Genomic DNA, 17019 nt, shown 5'->3' on the forward strand with positions numbered 1-17019 from the left:
CATTGCGAGCGTAGCGCGGCAATCTCCCGCAGTTTAGTGCCAGGCCCAAACAGATTGCCGCGCTACGCTCGCAATGACAAGTACGTAACAATTAACCGGCCGAATTGAAAAATACAGGAGAAACAGCGTGTCCTCTGAAATAGATGAACTGACAGTCCAGTACGAAGAAGACGGACTCGTAACGGTAAAGGAACTGGATAAAAAGGTACTGACCAAGGGTGCCTGGTCTACCATTATTTACCGTTACCAGGACTGGGATCGTCGCAAGGAAGAATACAGCAAGGACAAGTACACCATCCGCCGCTACCAGAAGCGCAATGGCCAGTACCAGCAGAAGTCCAAGTTCAATATCTCCAGCCCGGATCAGGCACGCGCCATCATCGAGGCCCTTGAAGGCTGGATGAAGGATTAGCGACGAATGCCGTAACCGGTGTTCATCAGGTACAGCGCAAGGCTGAACAGTGCCACGATGAAGATGCTGATAATGGTGTAGGACACGGTCAGACTGATGTCTGATATGCCCAGAAAGCCATAGCGAAATGTATTGACCATGTACAGGATCGGGTTCAGCTTCGATACATTCTGCCAGAACTCCGGAAGCATGCTGATGGTGTAGAACACACCGCCGAGGTAGGTGAGAGGAGTGAGAACAAAGGTCGGGATGATCGAGATATCATCAAAACTTTTGGCAAATATACCGTTGATCAGGCCTGCCAGTGCAAACACCGTAGAGGTCAGTACAACCGTTGATATGACAACGGCAAGATTGTGCCAGCTCAGGTCGGTAAACAGCATCGAAACCAGTGTCACCGCCAGTCCGACTGCCAGTCCACGCGCAACACCTCCGGTAACAAAGCCTGCGATGATGAGTGAGTTCGGTAGCGGTGAGACCAGCATTTCCTCGATATGGTGGTGAAACTTGCAACCGTAGAAAGACGACACCACGTTGGCATAGGAGTTATTGATCACAGCCATCATGATAAGGCCGGGGACGATATAATCCATGTAACGAAACCCGTCCATATCGCCGATTTGCGAGCCGATAAGATTGCCGAATATAATGAAATAGAGCGACATGGTAATCACCGGGGGCACAATCGTCTGAAGCCAGATGCGCGCAAAGCGCAGGATTTCCTTGATCAGGATTGTCTCGAAGCCGATATATTTTTCTTTCAGGGTCATGCAGCCGAATCCTGGGTCACGATATGCATGAACAACTGTTCCAGGCGGTTGGTCTTGTTGCGCATACTCAGGACTTCGATGTTATGCCGTGACAGTTCTGCAAACAGGTAATTGATACTTTCGTTGTGTGTGATATCGACTTCAAGCGTGGTGCTGTCTATCCGGCGCAGGCAGTCCGGCAAGGACTCCGGTAACGCCTCGATCGGCGACTTCAGGTCGAGGATAAAGGTCTCCATCTGTAACTGGGAGAGCAGGTTTTTCATGCTGGACTGCTCGACCAGTTTTCCTTCGTCAATAATGGCGATATTCCGGCACAGACTTTCCGCTTCTTCCAGGTAATGGGTCGTCAGGATGATGGTCGTACCATTCTTGTTAAGCTCACGCAGGAATACCCACATGGAGCGGCGAATTTCGATATCCACGCCAGCCGTAGGCTCGTCGAGGATCAGCAATCTGGGCCGGTGTACCAGCGCGCGGGCAATCATCAGGCGACGTTTCATGCCGCCGGACAATTCTCGCGCCTGGCAGCGGCGCTTGTCCCACAAGCCGAGCTGGGACAAGTACTGTTCCGCGCGCTCGAAGCCGGTCTTGCGCGGGATACCGAAATACCCGGCCTGGTTAACGAGGATCTCCTCGACGGGTTCGAACACGTTGAAGTTGAATTCCTGCGGCACCAGCCCGATCAGTCGTTTTGCCGCCGAAAAGTCCTTGTCGATATCGTGACCAAAGATTTCCACATGTCCCGCTGTCTTGGTCACCAGCGACGTGATAATACCGATCAGCGTGGACTTGCCGGCGCCGTTGGCACCCAGCAGGGCAAAAAAATCGCCTTCTTCCACACTGAGGCTGACGCCTTTCAGCGCCTCGAACCGGTTTTCATAGATTTTTTTCAGGTTTTCGATGGTTAATGCATGAGACATGGTGTTATTCAGACTGCCTGGTTTGTCGATCGGCAGTCTACCACAGAGATTCCGGTGCAAGGCATGCCGTCGTAATGACAAGTACATGGTAATTACCTGGAGTTTCATTAGAATATTAGTGAACGCCCATCCAGATACCGGAGAGACAATGTCTGATAAACGTGAATTCAAGCCCCTTAATATCGCGGTGCTTACCGTGTCTGATTCACGCACCGAGGATAATGACACGTCCGGAAAAACACTGGGAGAACGACTCGTATCAGCCGGGCATCAACTGGCGGATAAACGCATCGTGCCGGATGACCGCTACCAGTTGCGTGCCACCGTATCCGGCTGGATAGCAGACCCCGGAGTGGATGTTGTGATCTCAACCGGTGGCACCGGCATTACCGGTCGTGATGGTACTCCGGAAGCCATTGAAGTTTTGCTCGATAAAAAGCTCGATGGTTTCGGCGAGATTTTCCGCATGATTTCCTGGGAGGAGATCCAGACCTCTACCATTCAGTCCCGTGCGCTTGGCGGAGTTGCCAACGGCACGCTGATTTTCTGTGTGCCGGGCTCGAGTGGTGCCTGCCGCACGGCCTGGGACAAGCTGATAGAGCCGCAGCTGGATTATCGTACCCGTCCCTGCAATTTTGTTGAACTGATCCCCCGCTTGCTGGAAATCTGATGACCGATGTTTCGTCATGGAAGGAGAGTATCCGCAAACAGCGCTCGTCGCTGTTCGAGTTGCTGGTCAATCCATTGCGGCGTGTTGCTGCAGAGTGTCAGAAAGTTTTTCCGGACAGGGAAGCGCTGAGCCAGACTTTACTGACCCTGTTCGAAACGATCCCGAACTGCACCTATCTCTACGTTGTCGACCTCAATGGTATGCAGTTGTCCGATAATATTGGAAGTGCGGGTCGTATGCCGGAGCACTTCGGTCGCGATCGTTCACCACGGCCTTACATGAAGGAGGCCGATCCAGAACAGGATTTCATGCTATCAGACGCCTATATCTCCCTGTCGGCCCACCGCCCGTCCATTACGGCCTTGCAAACCCTGTATCGTGATGGCGAGCCGGTTGGTTACCTGGGGGCAGATTTTGACCTGCGTAATCTGCCGACTGAAGGGGGTCTGTATAAGGAAATCGGGGAGTGGCAGCAGATCAAGGGTGACCCGGCCATTCGGGGTACGGTATTTCAGCAGACACGCATTGACAGTACATTCGACACCCATATCGATCAGGCTATTTCGATTCTGGAAGAGTTGATCGTGGAGCGGGGTATGTTTCAGGGGGTCTTGCACTTCTCCAGCAGCCGGGTGACGGTGTGGGTGGTCGATGACCCGTATCGCTACCGGATCTTGCAGAGTGATGCGCTGTCTGACCCTGATGTTTGCCTGGCTTACCCGCGCCGCGCATACCCGCAAGATGCAGAAATTCCGGCAGACAAAATTGGTTCGATATTAAGAGGACTCAAGGCACTGCGTTTCGCCGATGACACGATCTACCTGCGTGCGGCGTCGATCAACATTTTCAACGGCTTGATCAGTCTGACCTTCTCGTGTGACGGGTCACACTATATGCCGTACTACGACTTTCTGGAAAAGGATGCGGATTTCTGGTTTGGCCAGAAAGCGTAACCAGCCCGGACTACCCGGGCTGGTACGTTATTGCCGGGTTTACTTGTTTTCGTCTGCCGCCTGACGGGAACGGGATAATTCACCGGCATCCAGCGCGCCATCCTTGTTGCTGTCTGCCTTGTCGAACGTTACTTCCAGGGCAGAAAATGCACTGGCTTCCTGACGACTGATCATGCCGTCCTTGTCGGCATCGACAGTTTCGAATGCGGGTGTTCCGGCTTCGCTACTCAGCAGAGCTGCGTTATCGGCCTGGGCCAGGAAGGGTGTGCTCAGGCCCATGGCCGTAATGATAACCAGTTTCTTCATGTTCGTTCTCCTCATTTGAGTTTAACTGCACCCTGATACACAGCAAGCCGTATGCCACCTGGCTGGGAATATAAAAATACTTATCAAATACAATATATAACTAAACTTACATCATGTAGTTTCATGCTTTTTTATTGCGGCAAAGTGTAGTGATTCGCAGACAGGTCAGGTAAGGAATTCCCCAAGTTATTGAAAAACCGCAATTCGGGGTGTTGCCTGCAGGCTACGCATCGGGAGGGAATTCTGGACGTTTGAGGGAAGCAGACTAAAGTCATTATGACGTGCTGATTTTTCAGGAATGCGGTAAAAAACAGCGCGACAAATCTCCGCCAGTAGCCAAAAGTTGTTCTTGATTGGCTGGCTTGGTACCGATCTGCGCCGGTTTCAGGGGAGTGTAATTATTAAAGTATTACTGGGGCGTAACGTTTGTTGCCTGGAGTCCCTTGGGGCCCTGTTCGGTATCAAAGTTGACTGACTGACCCTCAGCCAGTGTCTTGAATCCATCACCCTGGATCGATGAAAAGTGAACAAAAACATCATCGCTGCCATCTGAAGGTGCGATAAAACCAAAGCCTTTTGACTCGTTAAACCACTTGACTGTGCCTGTTGCCATTACATATAACCCCTGCTGAATCAGTGAACGAAAGCATCAAGTGTCGGATCACACCGACACCTGTAGCTGATTTTAATCTCTAATAGCCAGCGCTGGCAACATTTGCCTGCTACCTGATGCAGTTACGGCTACTCAGGCACGAGGATTGTTTGCCAGCGGCGCGGGTGGATTGCCGTTTTCAGCCCAGGCAGAGGTCTTCCAGCTTCTCGCTATCCAGTACCTGGATGCTGCCGCGACTTAGCTTGATATGCCCGGATCGCTCCAGTTCTTTCAGCAGGCGACTGACAACTTCACGCGTTGTGCCCAACTCGTTGGCGATGGTCTGATGCGTGCAACGGATTCTGCTGTCTGGTTCCTGGGTGGAGAGTTTACGGATAAGCTGGACAAGGCGAAGGTCCAGGTGCCGGAAACTGACCTGGGCAGTCAGTTGCACCACGTCTGTGATGCAGTGTGCCATGGAGGTCATCAGGTAGCTTCTGAACCCTTTGGATTCAGCCAGCAAGCGTTCGAAATATTCCGGGGGCATAGCCAGCAGGCGGACGTCCTGTTCAGCCACGGCCTGGGCACATTGATTCGAGCGTAGTAACAGACGGGTCAGCGTCAGGACACAAACCTGTCCGCTACAGACGCGGTACAGGCTGATTTCGCGACCATTTTCACAGGCCTCATAGACCTTGACAACGCCCTGCAAAACAATAACGAACTTGTCAGCAGAACTGCCACATTCAACCAGTTTTGTGCCGGCCGGACAGCTGATAACTTCTGAAACGCTCAGAGCTTCGCGCCAAACCTCGCCATCAATGGCTGCAAACCCGGTGAGTTCGCATTGCAGCGTGGCAGGTTTGTTTCGGTTTGGAAATGCGCACCCCTCAGTTTCGCGCATCGGCTTCCCTCCCAATTTTATTTATTGATTTTTATGTTTATGGTGCAGGAAAGCTATGCCTGCACGCTTTTCGCATTGTCGCTCTATAAAGAGCGTGACGCAATATAGTCACTCTTCATTCCACATGGAAGTAAATAGCCTTGAAAAAACTTCAAACTGCTGCGTACAGCATAGCGATGCTTCTGGTGCGATTTTTATTCGACTTAACTTTGAATAGAGGGTAAAAAAAATGTGGTCGAGTGATACCTGATGTATTTCAGGCAGCGTTGCCCTGGGTCATGTTTTTTGCCAGTTTTCTGAGGGAGTTAGCATCCTGCAAGGTGATCTTTCTACGCTGCATACGAATACAGTCAGCGTGTTCCAGTTTTTTCAGCAAGCGGCTTACTACAACACGCGTAGTGCCAAGTTCTTTTGCTATGTCTTCGTGGGTAAAATTAATGGACTGCTCGGGGTTGTCTGCCAGTTTTTCGTGCAGCAGGCCGGCCAGGCGAACATCAAGAGGCTCGAACATAAGCTTGTTTGCAGTACAAACTGATTCATACAGGCAGTCGGCGAAGGTGTGGAGAAAAGCGCCGAATATTTCCGGTGTCTCAATAAGGGTCGTTTTGAGGGCATCGCCGGACACGAAATGAACCTCCATCGGGCTTTCGGCTATCGCTGTGGCAGGGTACACGCTGTTTTTCAGTACGGCAGACAGGGAAATCGGGCACATCTCACCGGCCTTGAGTCGATAGAGCGTCACTTGTCGTCCGGCTTCACTGGAGGCGTAGATTCTGGCATTTCCGGAGATGATGACTGGCAGGCCAGCGCAGGGTTCACCGCTGTTAAACAACATGTCGCCAGTGTCGTACCCGGATACAGGTGTATTTTCAATGAGTTTCACAACAGGTGGAAGCGACAGTAACTGCCTGTTATCGGCTGGTGGTGCCATGCACATATTCTCCGGCAAGAAATTTAGGGAAGCTCTGATTAATTCAGAATTCCTGTCATTGCGATGCCTTGACCCGTAAGGATAAGGTCTCAGTCAATGATGCCCGGAGGGATTCTATGGGCGAAGCGTGGCAATCTGTTCGATACTAATCAGACGCTTAGAGATTGCTTCGTCGCTTTGCTCCTCGCAATGACGGATTAATCAGAGGTTCCTTGGTTGTCCAGCTCACTTACGCAGCTGTGACCGGGTATGTAACAGGAAGTTCAAAAAAGTTTTATGCCAATGTGCCCTGAGTTACATACAGGTGTGGCAAAGTGTCGCAGGATTCCCCTCTAAGTATGAGGGTACTCTGTAGCGTTGATGGCTGAGCCGCGTGTAACAGCGGTTTGGATATAAGCCTTATCTGCGCCATCGCTGCTCTCAGAGAATCTTATCTCGAGGAGCTGGAGGGAAAAATGGCAAAAAGAAGAGACGTACTCAAGGCGGGTGCAGTGGCTGTGGCCAGTACACCGGCAATCTTTGGAGGAGCTGCCATACCACGTGCGGCACAGGCGCAACTTTGCCGGCCGGAGGGTATCCGCAGTCCGCTGACAGAGCCGGACAGTCCGCCGGTTAGGCACTATCACGAACCACTTTACATAACGCCTGCCATGTCGGAAGTAGATCCGGCCACATTGTCGCCGCCACCTGATCCGAATCGTCACCAGCGATATGATGAATTCCAGCCCGTCAAGCATTACGTTCAGCGCATGACGGAAGGTTTATGGAATTACCATGAAGACCTGTCGGTACTCAACCCGCTCGGATTTGGTTCCCTGGCCTGGATGTTCAATGGCGCTACACCCGGTGAGACACTGGTAGCGCGTTACGGCGAGCCTGTTTTCATTCGCCGTTATAACGATTTGCCAATGACAGAAGATGCCTTGATTCCCTTTGGTCTTCCCTATACCACCTTGCACCTTCACAACGCGCATACGGCGTCAGAGAGTGATGGCTGGCCAGGCGATTTTGTCGGACCCGGCGAGTACTGGGACCACCACCATGCCATGATGTATGCGCGAAACGACCCGAATGAAGCACTGGCAAGTCTCTGGTACCACGACCACATGCTTGATTTTACGGCCACCAACGTCTACGCGGGCCTGTCAGCGATGGCGACCTTCTATGATGATATTGATTCCGGAGACGAAAACGATCCCAACCCGGATGCATTGCGTTTGCCTGGTACGTACGGCAAGTATGATGTTTCCATCATCCTGCACGATGTGCGTTTTGATCAGTTTGGTAATCCTGCCTATAACGTGTTTGATACAGACGGCCACCTGGGTGACCTGATCACGGTCAACCGCAAGGTTTCACCTTACCTTGAAGTCGAACCGCGCAAATACCGTTTCCGCATCTACGATGGTGGTCCTTCACGCTTCTATGAGCTGGGACTGGCGGATGAATCGGAGATGTTTGTGATTTGTAACGACGGTAATTTGCTGGAGGAACCGGTCAGTGTCACCAGCATCGTGCTTGGCCCGGCAAACCGCCATGATGTCATTATCGATTTCTCGCGTTACAGCGTCGGGCAATCTGTCAACCTGCTCAATATTATGGAGCAGGTCAATGGCCAGGGCCCTACCGGACGGCGTCTTGAAGGCCCGGATCGCATGCCGGTCATGCAGTTCCGTATCAAGCCACTGGAAGGACCTGATAACAGCCGCATCCCGGATTTCATGCGCAAGCTGCCTCACGTCAACCTTAACGAAGTGGTGGCTGAGCGTGAGTGGGTATTTGATCACGATATGGGCTTGTGGACCATCAACCATGAATTCATGGATCCGACCAAGGTTTCTGCGGCACCCCGGCAGGGTACGGCTGAAATCTGGACATTCCGTAATGCGGGCACCTCATGGGCGCACCCGGTGCACGTACACTTTGAAGAATTCCAGGTGCTGGAATGGAATGGCAGGCCGCCAACCGGAGTACTCCGCTCGCGTAAGGATGTCGCAACCCTTGGACCTGGCGATTCCGCCCGCGTGTTCTATCGTTTCGACGACTTCCTCGGTCGCTATCCGATTCACTGTCACAACAACGTGCACGAAGACAATGCCATGATGGCGCGTTGGGACATTATCCCGAATGGTGGTGATGATGACGACTGAATCGATGCGTGGCACCAGTGAATCAGATTAACGGAGCTTGAAGGAGTCTACGATGAAAAAGACTACAAGAAGAACATTTCTGGCCAGTGCTGCTGCAGCCATTCCGGCGGTAGCAACAGCCGCAGTCGCGCCTGGTGCAGTTAAAGACAACCCGGCATTCAAGACCTGTCCCCGTGCCAGGGGTGGCAAGAATGCAAGTCGTTTCCCACAGGTGATCGTCCAGGACCAGCACAAGGAGAAAGCCTGGTTCTATGAGGACCTGATTGCGGACAAGGTTGTACTGGTCAGCTTCACCTCGGTGAAAGGCGAAAAGTATTACCCATTACTCAGTAACCTGGTCAAAGTGCACGAAATGATCGAGGATCGAATCGGCAAGGAAGTGCAGATGTACACCGTAACCACCGATCCTTACCACGATACACCGGAAGACCTCAAGGCGCTGGCTGAAAAGCATGGTGCCAGGTGGCGTTTCCTGACAGGCGCTCCTGAAGATATAAGGGAGATCCTGGCATCCTTCAATGCACGCGGCAGCCTGTATGCACTGTCCTGGATCGGTAACGAAAAGACCGGTCGATGGATGAACAAGCCAAGTCGGCTGCAACCCCTGTTTATTACTGAAGCGGTGGGGCGTCTCAGTACCGGCAAGCAGCACAAGCCGTTCCTGGTGGATGACCACAGTGTCTGATAACCGGCCGGACTTACGGGAAACTGATCTGGTGATACAACACAATATCCCTTGTGGTGCGCATCAACATGCTATGCACGGCCGGGGAGGAGGTGAAAAATCAATGAAGCATAAAAGACCACTTGTAAAAGCGCGCGTGGCCGCGACACTGGCTTTGCTTGCCGGCGGAATGTGCGTGGCGAGCACTGCCTCGGCGGAGTGCGAATTTAAATTTGATCCCTTCCTGACCAAGGCAACGGGATCGCCGAATCCGGTCATGAAATGGTTGGGCCATCCCTGTGCACAACCGGAGGCCGGGGTGTCAGAGCGCACTGAGTCTGCAGATGGTGTTACAACAATCATTAACACACCGCCGGGCCAGCACCCGTCAGTGGATCCGTTTGCCAATCCGCCGGGCAGTAACTTCCTCATGACGGTATATGAAAACCTGAGGGACTACGAAAACCGGGAAATGCCCAATACCCTGCCGTCGACGCCGGAGAACCCCTATAACCTGCACGATGGGCCGGTACTGACCGCGGAGATCGACAAGAGAAGTCCGGATGATGATCTCGATATGGTAATCGACAGGATCGAGGCGGCCGCGAAAAAAGGCAGAAAGAAGATCAATAAGGACCTGGTCAAATTTGCCATCGATATCCTCGAAGGTAACCCGATCGATCGAGCCTACAGCGGATTGCCCATGCTGCATTACCAGGGGCCGGTCAATGATAGCCCGGTGATTCCCGAGTATGATGCCGATGGCAACCTGGTCGGTGGTAATGTCGATGTTAATATTTTTTACTGGGGCCAGCACATCGAAGCTGACGCGATGTTCATCAATCCTGCTGCGGTACAGGAAGTACCCTGGACGGTTACTTACAATGTCCACATCCTGAACAACGGGATGGAAGACTTCTCGCCCATGGGCTCACACGTCAACCGGTTCATCAATCCGAAGGGTGTGGAAGTCACTGGACCGCCGCATGCATCGATGGACCAGACATTCTTCCCGATGCTCGATGAAGGCACCAGGTACACTGTCAAGATCAAGCAGACCAAAGGCAAGTACTTCAACCTGATCTATCATTGGGGCTGGCGTATTCACCCGCCACGTGTACAGGCCATCGAAAACTCGCTCAAGAAAGCGGGGCCGGATGGCTGGAACTATGTGCAATGGGAAAAGTCGGCGTTCTGTGAAGGTGGTGCAAATGATCCCGACTGTGATCCAGTGGGTAACCAGGCCGACAAGGATTATGCCATTGCCCAGATTGGCGAATTGTCACCGGCCAAGCGCATGTGGACTCTTTTCAGGTCCATGCTTGAGGATGATGACGATCATGGAGACATGAAAAAGAAAGGCAAGAAACACAAGAAAGACAAAAAACACAAGAAACACAAGAAAGACAAGAAAGACAAGAAACTCAAGAAGGGTGATCTGGCACACATCGCGACCGATCTGCGAGCGGCCTATTACGACTGGACCGACCGCACCAAACTGCCGGCCGGTGTAGAAGCGGATCCGGATGCAACAATGACCATGCTGTATGTCAATAATACCTTCTATGGCTCTCGCCAGGGTCTGCAAGGTGAAGGTAGTGGTCAGGGTCCGGCAAGCTGGAAAGGTGTTGCGAACGGGAGTGTTCATGACTGGAATATCCGCCCGTATAACTTCAAGGTGACTGTGCTTAATGCTGATCACTTCCAGCACTTCTATCGCAATGTTGATTTCGGTGGCACACGTGGTTGGGAAAACCAGTTCCAGTTTACCGATCCCACTACGCTTGTCGGTCCACACCCGGAAATACCGCCAGGGCATGAGGCTAATTATCCGCCTTTCAGTAACAGCCCCATCATTTCCGGTTACGACAATGTGTTCCCCATCAACCGCAGTGGCACGGAGGAGTTCCTTCAGCCGACACCGCGTAATCCCGATGACCCGGTCAATGGCCTTCCGCAACTGGGCTCGGGTTGCTTCTTTACCTTCGGTCGCAACTATTTGTGGCCAAATGCGGGCGCATTATCGGGGCTGATTCCGGTACCGCCGGTTGGGGCTGACGGTACACCGGGTATGCATAAAGTGGATATAACAATGAACTATGAGCCCAGTCGCCGGCTGAAGCTTTACCAGTTCGATCCACTACACCATGGTGTGGCAATATACTCCTTGCATTAGCAGTAGATTGAACATCCGGGCTGGGGCCCCTCCCGAATTTTCGGGAGGGGCGTCTCCGACTGTTAGTACAGTATGATGTCCGGAGTATGCAGTAACCGCAGGTGTTTGACCGAGTGTCACGTTTTCGAACAGAAGGTGTTGGGGATTGCCGGTATGGCCTGGAGAAAAGCAGGCCAAGGGTAGTATCGAGCCGGAATAACCTGCCATTTGCTCTTCAGATCATCCTGACAATCTCATTGTGTCAGTACGGCAGTTGCTACGCGCTATCAAAAACACCTTTCCTTGAAGCACATGAGTGCGATGCAACAGCATCGAAGCTTTCCGGGACGGTGCCAGACCGTCCTTATGAAATCGTGGCGCGTTATCCTCATGATCAGGACGCATTTACCCAGGGACTGACATTTTACCGCGGTAATTTATACGAGAGCACGGGCAAATACCGTCAGTCCAGCCTGCGTTTGCTGGATCTTGAAACAGGAAACGTGCTTAAGGAGCAACGGCTCAGTCATGATCTGTTTGGTGAGGGGCTGACTGTGCTGGGCCAGCAGCTGGTACAGCTGACCTGGAAATCGGGCAAGGCTTTCCTGTACACACCCGACGAACTCCGGGAGACAGGTGGATTCAATATTAATGGTGAAGGCTGGGGCGCCACCGGATACCGTAATCAACTGGTTATCAGCGATGGGTCTGCCTGGCTTCGTTTTCTTGATGCCAGGGACTATCATCAACTGAAAAGATTGCAAGTAAAATTCCAGGGAAACCCCGTCAAGGGATTAAACGAGCTCGAGACAGTAGATGGCCTGATATATGCCAATATATATCCGGGTGACTGCATAGCGCAGATTGATCCGCGATCGGGGCAGGTTGTCGGCTGGATCAATCTTGAAGGGTTAATGCCCTTGTCTGCACGCAGCCACAGTTCAGCGGTGACTAATGGTATCGCCTACAACGCTGAAACGGGTGAATTGTTTGTAACGGGGAAGCTATGGCCCTATATTTACAAGTTGAAGTTGCTGAGAAGAAAAGCCCTTCCCGACATACGGCCGCATCACCGGCAAGCCCCGGATGATGCTGGTGACATGATAACAAACGGGGTGTAACAGAAAATGAAAAAAATACTGGCTATTACCGCGCTGGCAGCCGGATTTCTGGGTTACCTGGCAGGTCAGTTTTCTACGGAAAACCACTCGACGGCCGGGCTGGAGGAAGTTGTGGCTTTACCCGCCGGCGCTTCGCACTATGTTTGCCCTATGCATGCCGAAATTATCAGTAATGTCCCGGGTGGCAGTTGTCCGGTTTGTGGTATGGATCTGGTTGAAAAGGAGACCGGGGAGTCAACGGACAAGGTAGAAGGAATGCCGGTTGTAACCATCAATCCTTCGGTTGTACATAATCTGGGTGTACGCACCGCCCGGGTCAGGTTGGGGGACCTTCAGCGAAGTATCGAGACTATCGGCAAGATTACGCGCGTGGATCCCATGGCACGTCGTACCATTACGCCACCCATTCGTGGTGAGCTGGTGGCAATTGCCGACAAGCAGGACGGTGACTTTGTTACCGAAGGTGAATTGCTGTTCAGCGTCAAGTCGGACGAACTGTTTGAGCATGAGAAAGCTTTTCAGGATGCCTATCAGTCAGGGGATCGTGCTACAGCCAATGCCATGATTCCGCAATTGAGCAAGATGGGGCTGACGCCGGAACAGATATCACAACTACAGAATGGTGCAATGCCGCACATGCCGGTCGATGTATTTGCATTCGAAGATGGTTATATCTATACCCGAAGGGGACGCGTCGGGGAAAAAGTGCATACCGGATTTACACTATTCAATGTAGGTGGAAATTATCGTGTGATCGAAGTGACCGCAGAAATATTCGAGCGTCAGTGGGGCTGGGTTGCGCAAGGTCAACAAGCACGTATGACAGTGCGAGGTCTGCCTGGTACGGTATTCACGGGTGAGGTGGTGCGAGTTGAGCCACCGGTCGGGTATACGACGCGATCACTGGAAGTCGCACTGAAATTCAGGTCCGAAAATCCCGAACTCTCGCAGAGCATGTTCGCACATGTCAGTATTGCAGGTCAGCCACGCAAGCATGTGTTACTGGTACCTCTGGACAGCGTGATACGCACAGGGCAGGGCGACCGCGTCGTACGTGTACAGGGTAAAAACCGCTTTCAGCCGGTCGAAGTTACCACCGGAGAGGACGCCAATGGACTGATCGAAATACGTTCCGGACTCAAGGAGGGCGACCAGGTAGTGTCTTCGGGGCAGTTTCTGATTGACTCGGAAAGCAGCCTGCTGGCCGGTTTCCGTCGTTTAACAACGCCAGGAGCCACCAGACCGGAACAACAGCCATCACCCCGGCACGCCGATTCACATCGTACAACCTATACACCGGCATCCCGTCTCTAGCCGGTAACACGCTGTGATAGCCGCACTGATACGCTGGTCTGTACGTAATCGCCTGCTTGTACTGCTGGCAGCAGCCCTGCTCAGTGCATGGGGGGTCTACTCAGTACGCACTATACCGCTGGATGCCATACCGGATCTCTCCGATGTACAGGTCATTATCCGTACCAGCTATTCAGGGCAGGCGCCGCAGGTTGTGGAAGACCAGATTACCTATCCACTATCTACGGCAATGCTGTCGGTTCCTGGCGCAGTAGCTGTACGTGGCTATTCATTCTTTGGCGACTCCTACGTCTATGTAATTTTTTCGGATGATACTGACCTGTACTGGGCAAGGTCACGTGTACTCGAATATCTCAGTCAGGTTACCGACCAGTTGCCACGGGGTGCACAACCCCGACTGGGTCCGGATGCCACCGGCGTAGGCTGGATCTATCAGTATGCGCTGCTGGATCGTACCGGGAAACACGATTTGTCCGAGCTTCGCTCCCTGCAGGACTGGTTCCTGAAATATGAACTTCAGACGGTGCCTGGTGTTTCCGAAGTCGCGGCGATAGGCGGGATGGTCAAGCAGTACCAGGTAGTCATCGATCCTGACCGTTTGCGTGGCTACTATCTGACCCTGGCGAATGTAAAGCGCGCGATAGAGGAATCCAACGCCGAAATCAGTGGCTCCTCGCTGGAAATCGCAGAAGCTGAATACATGATTCGCTTCAAGGGGTATGTCAAAAACAAGGAAGACATCGGCGTAACAAGCGTGCCCACCATACGTCGTCGTTTGTCGATTTCATCTGTATTGCTCGACGACGTTGTACACAGTATACGTATCGGGCCAGCCATGCGACGCGGCGTGGCTGACCTGAATGGCGAGGGTGAAGTCGTAGGTGGCATCATTGTGATGCGGTCGGGTGAAAATGCACTGACTACGATCAAAGCTGTCAAGGAAAAACTGGACCAGCTTGAGCGTAGCCTGCCAGATGGCGTGGAACTGGTTGAGACGTACGATCGCTCCGCACTGATCAATGGCGCAGTGAGCAATCTCGGTCAACGGCTGGTCGAGGAATTTTTGGTGGTGGTCGTGGTATGCGCGCTGTTTTTGCTGCACTTGCGTTCATCACTGGTCATCCTGATCAGCCTGCCGGTAGGCATATTGACGGCGTTTGTCATCATGCACCTGCAAGGTATTAACGCTAATATTATGTCGCTGGGGGGGATCGCTATTGCTATTGGCGCAATGGTGGACGCCACCATTGTCATGATAGAAAACGTGCATAAACATCTGGAGCGTGCAGAGGCACGTGGTATCGGCCGGTTACAGGCCATACAGGATGCAGCGGTCGAAGTCGGTTCCCCGTTGTTCTTCTCGCTATTGATCATCACGCTGAGTTTCCTGCCAGTGTTCACCCTTGAGGCGCAGGAGGCACGCCTTTTCTCACCGCTGGCCTATACCAAGACTTATGCCATGGCTGCAGCTGCGGGCCTGTCGATTACGCTGGTACCCGCACTGATGGCCTTCCTGATTCGTGGCAAGGTGCGGCCAGAGGAATACAACCCGATCAACCGTGGCCTGATCGCGGCCTATCGTCCCTTGATAAGGTGGGCGCTGGCCCGTCCCTGGTTGACGATCGGGTTGGCCTGCCTGCTGGTCGTCACCATGCTGTGGCCGTTGAACCGGCTGGGCACCGAGTTCATGCCGGAAATGGATGAAGGCGATATTCTCTATATGCCAACCACCTTGCCAGGCATCTCGGTAGGCAAAGCCCGTGAACTGTTACAGCAGACCGATCGCCTGATCCGTACGCTACCTGAAGTCGAAAGCGTGTTCGGCAAGGTCGGCCGAGCCGAAACTGCGACTGATCCGGCGCCTTTGACCATGCTGGAAACAGTCATACGACTGAAACCAGAAGAACAGTGGCGCCCGGGTATGAGCATGGACAAGATTCGTGCTGAACTCGATGCTCGTGTACAGGTGCCCAGTCTGCATAATGCCTGGTTGATGCCGATCCGGACGCGTATTGATATGCAATCAACGGGCATCAACACGCCGGTCGGCATCAAGATTGCCGGCCCTGACCTGGCGGGTATCCAGTCGCTCGGGGAACAGGTCGAAAATGTGCTGCTCAAGGTTCCAGGTACACGAACTGTGCTGTCCGACCGGGCTGCCGGTGCACGATACATCGACGTTGATATCGATCGACAGGCTGCGGGGCATTATGGGTTAAGTATTGCCGAGATCGAGGAAGCTGCAAATATTGCCGTAGCCGGTCAGAATGTTACTTACACGGTAGAAGGAAGAGAGCGCTACCCGGTAAATCTCCGTTATCCCCGGGTATGGCGCGACTCGATCACCAAGCTCAAGGAGCTGCCGCTGGTGGTAACCGAAGATACCCAGATTCAGCTTCAGGATCTGGCCGAGATCCGGATTACGGATGGACCGCCGCTGATAAAAAGCGAGAATGGGCGCATAAACGGCTGGGTTTATATCACCATCGATGGACGCGATATCGGTTCCTATGTTGCGGCCGCTCGTCAGGCGCTGCAGCAACAGCTTGATCTTCCAGCGGGTTACACCCTTAACTGGGTTGGCCAGTACCAGTATTTGCAACGCGCTGCACAACGCCTTTCCTATATTATTCCGTTGACACTATTCATTATCTTTATTCTTCTCTACCTGAGCTTTCGAACCTTGAGTGAAGCCCTCATGGTTATGCTTTCGGTACCGCTTGCACTGGTAGGTGGTGTCTGGTTGTTGTGGTTGCTGGATTTTCATCTCTCGGTTGCAGTGGCGGTCGGTTTTATCGCGTTGGCAGGTGTGGCCGCAGAATTCGGCGTTGTGATGCTGGTGTATCTTCGTGAGGCCATAAGCCGGAATCAGCCGATCAACGAAGCGGAATTACGTAGTGCGGTCATCGAAGGCGCAGTTTTACGGGTAAGACCCAAGGCGATGACGGCTGCAGTCATTATTGCAGGACTGATGCCTATTATGCTGGGTGGCGGGGCTGGTTCCGAGGTTATGCAAAGAATTGCTGCACCAATGATCGGTGGCATGGTGACCGCGCCACTGGTATCCATGTTACTGCTGCCTGTGATGTACTTCCTGTGGTATCGAAACAAACTGACTGGCAAGCCTGTACGGCAGGCTGCTGATGCGTGATCGAAA

Annotated in this window: 15 protein-coding genes; 9 read left to right on the forward strand and 6 right to left on the reverse strand. The window is 52.8% G+C overall.

The genetic code is table 11. From position 1 onward, the window contains the following. The first annotated feature begins 127 nt into the window (after positions 1–127). Entirely contained in the window at positions 128–412 is a 285-nt protein-coding gene (locus tag DFR30_RS07275; RefSeq protein ID WP_132972024.1) for a hypothetical protein, read from the forward strand. Here the strand turns inward: DFR30_RS07275 and DFR30_RS07280 are convergent. Next, positions 409–1182 carry an ABC transporter permease gene (locus DFR30_RS07280; RefSeq protein ID WP_132972025.1) on the reverse strand — a complete coding sequence of 258 codons (774 nt, stop codon included), beginning with the start codon at positions 1180–1182 and terminating at the stop codon, positions 409–411. The genes DFR30_RS07275 and DFR30_RS07280 overlap by 4 nt on opposite strands. Continuing rightward, positions 1179–2102 (reverse strand): ABC transporter ATP-binding protein, encoded by a 924-nt coding sequence (locus DFR30_RS07285; protein WP_132974411.1) that lies wholly within the window; start codon positions 2100–2102, stop codon positions 1179–1181. The genes DFR30_RS07280 and DFR30_RS07285 overlap by 4 nt, the downstream gene beginning before the upstream one ends. A gap of 148 nt (positions 2103–2250) precedes the next feature. On the opposite strand from DFR30_RS07285, the gene moaB reads away from it, so the two are divergent. Together moaB and DFR30_RS07295 are read left to right on the forward strand one after the other, a co-directional pair. Then, the gene (gene moaB / locus DFR30_RS07290; protein WP_132972026.1) at positions 2251–2772 is read left to right on the forward strand and encodes a molybdenum cofactor biosynthesis protein B; all 522 of its coding nucleotides are present in this window, start codon (positions 2251–2253) and stop codon (positions 2770–2772) included. Further along, complete coding sequence (locus DFR30_RS07295) at positions 2772–3725, forward strand: PDC sensor domain-containing protein (protein ID WP_132972027.1); 954 nt, start codon at positions 2772–2774, stop codon at positions 3723–3725. Before moaB ends, DFR30_RS07295 begins: the two co-directional genes overlap by 1 nt. A 39-nt stretch (positions 3726–3764) precedes the next feature. Here the strand turns inward: DFR30_RS07295 and DFR30_RS07300 are convergent, their stop codons facing one another. From DFR30_RS07300 to DFR30_RS07315, 4 genes are all read right to left on the reverse strand, one after another. Next, entirely contained in the window at positions 3765–4031 is a 267-nt protein-coding gene (locus DFR30_RS07300; protein WP_132972028.1) for an EF-hand domain-containing protein, read from the reverse strand. A 409-nt stretch (positions 4032–4440) separates the two neighbouring features. Beyond that, positions 4441–4644 (reverse strand): cold-shock protein, encoded by a 204-nt coding sequence (locus DFR30_RS07305; protein ID WP_132972029.1) that lies wholly within the window; start codon positions 4642–4644, stop codon positions 4441–4443. A 178-nt stretch (positions 4645–4822) separates the two neighbouring features. Further along, positions 4823–5527, reverse strand: coding sequence for a Crp/Fnr family transcriptional regulator (locus tag DFR30_RS07310; RefSeq protein ID WP_132972030.1), 705 nt, complete (start codon positions 5525–5527; stop codon positions 4823–4825). A 256-nt stretch (positions 5528–5783) separates the two neighbouring features. Continuing rightward, positions 5784–6458, reverse strand: a complete 675-nt coding sequence (locus DFR30_RS07315) for a Crp/Fnr family transcriptional regulator (protein ID WP_165869131.1) — start codon at positions 6456–6458, stop codon at positions 5784–5786. A gap of 455 nt (positions 6459–6913) precedes the next feature. On the opposite strand from DFR30_RS07315, the gene DFR30_RS07320 reads away from it, so the two are divergent. From DFR30_RS07320 to DFR30_RS07345, 6 genes are all read left to right on the forward strand, one after another. Beyond that, complete coding sequence (locus tag DFR30_RS07320) at positions 6914–8608, forward strand: multicopper oxidase family protein (RefSeq protein WP_132972032.1); 1695 nt, start codon at positions 6914–6916, stop codon at positions 8606–8608. A gap of 52 nt (positions 8609–8660) precedes the next feature. Beyond that, complete coding sequence (locus DFR30_RS07325; RefSeq protein WP_132972033.1) at positions 8661–9293, forward strand: SCO family protein; 633 nt, start codon at positions 8661–8663, stop codon at positions 9291–9293. 103 nt (positions 9294–9396) lie between these two features. After that, positions 9397–11448: a hypothetical protein gene (locus tag DFR30_RS07330; RefSeq protein WP_132972034.1), complete on the forward strand. Its 2052-nt coding sequence runs from the start codon at positions 9397–9399 to the stop codon at positions 11446–11448. Positions 11449–11561: 113 nt separating this feature from the next. Further along, positions 11562–12548, forward strand: a complete 987-nt coding sequence (locus tag DFR30_RS07335; protein ID WP_165869132.1) for a glutaminyl-peptide cyclotransferase — start codon at positions 11562–11564, stop codon at positions 12546–12548. Positions 12549–12554: 6 nt separating this feature from the next. Continuing rightward, positions 12555–13862 carry a heavy metal-binding domain-containing protein gene (locus DFR30_RS07340; RefSeq protein WP_132972036.1) on the forward strand — a complete coding sequence of 436 codons (1308 nt, stop codon included), beginning with the start codon at positions 12555–12557 and terminating at the stop codon, positions 13860–13862. Between the two features lie 13 nt (positions 13863–13875). Further along, positions 13876–17013 (forward strand): efflux RND transporter permease subunit, encoded by a 3138-nt coding sequence (locus DFR30_RS07345; RefSeq protein ID WP_132972037.1) that lies wholly within the window; start codon positions 13876–13878, stop codon positions 17011–17013. Positions 17014–17019 lie beyond the last annotated feature (6 nt).

It is taken from the genome of Thiogranum longum (assembly GCF_004339085.1).
In the GTDB taxonomy this organism is placed as follows: Bacteria; Pseudomonadota; Gammaproteobacteria; order DSM-19610; family DSM-19610; genus Thiogranum; species Thiogranum longum.

Coding starts and splice junctions, on each gene's coding strand:
- DFR30_RS07280 (WP_132972025.1), bottom strand. CDS start 1,182: ATGACCCTGAAAGAAAAATATATCGGCTTCGAGACAATCCTGATCAAG.
- DFR30_RS07285 (WP_132974411.1), bottom strand. CDS start 2,102: ATGTCTCATGCATTAACCATCGAAAACCTGAAAAAAATCTATGAAAAC.
- moaB (WP_132972026.1), top strand. CDS start 2,251: ATGTCTGATAAACGTGAATTCAAGCCCCTTAATATCGCGGTGCTTACC.
- DFR30_RS07295 (WP_132972027.1), top strand. CDS start 2,772: ATGACCGATGTTTCGTCATGGAAGGAGAGTATCCGCAAACAGCGCTCG.
- DFR30_RS07300 (WP_132972028.1), bottom strand. CDS start 4,031: ATGAAGAAACTGGTTATCATTACGGCCATGGGCCTGAGCACACCCTTC.
- DFR30_RS07305 (WP_132972029.1), bottom strand. CDS start 4,644: ATGGCAACAGGCACAGTCAAGTGGTTTAACGAGTCAAAAGGCTTTGGT.
- DFR30_RS07310 (WP_132972030.1), bottom strand. CDS start 5,527: ATGCGCGAAACTGAGGGGTGCGCATTTCCAAACCGAAACAAACCTGCC.
- DFR30_RS07315 (WP_165869131.1), bottom strand. CDS start 6,458: ATGGCACCACCAGCCGATAACAGGCAGTTACTGTCGCTTCCACCTGTT.
- DFR30_RS07320 (WP_132972032.1), top strand. CDS start 6,914: ATGGCAAAAAGAAGAGACGTACTCAAGGCGGGTGCAGTGGCTGTGGCC.
- DFR30_RS07325 (WP_132972033.1), top strand. CDS start 8,661: ATGAAAAAGACTACAAGAAGAACATTTCTGGCCAGTGCTGCTGCAGCC.
- DFR30_RS07330 (WP_132972034.1), top strand. CDS start 9,397: ATGAAGCATAAAAGACCACTTGTAAAAGCGCGCGTGGCCGCGACACTG.
- DFR30_RS07340 (WP_132972036.1), top strand. CDS start 12,555: ATGAAAAAAATACTGGCTATTACCGCGCTGGCAGCCGGATTTCTGGGT.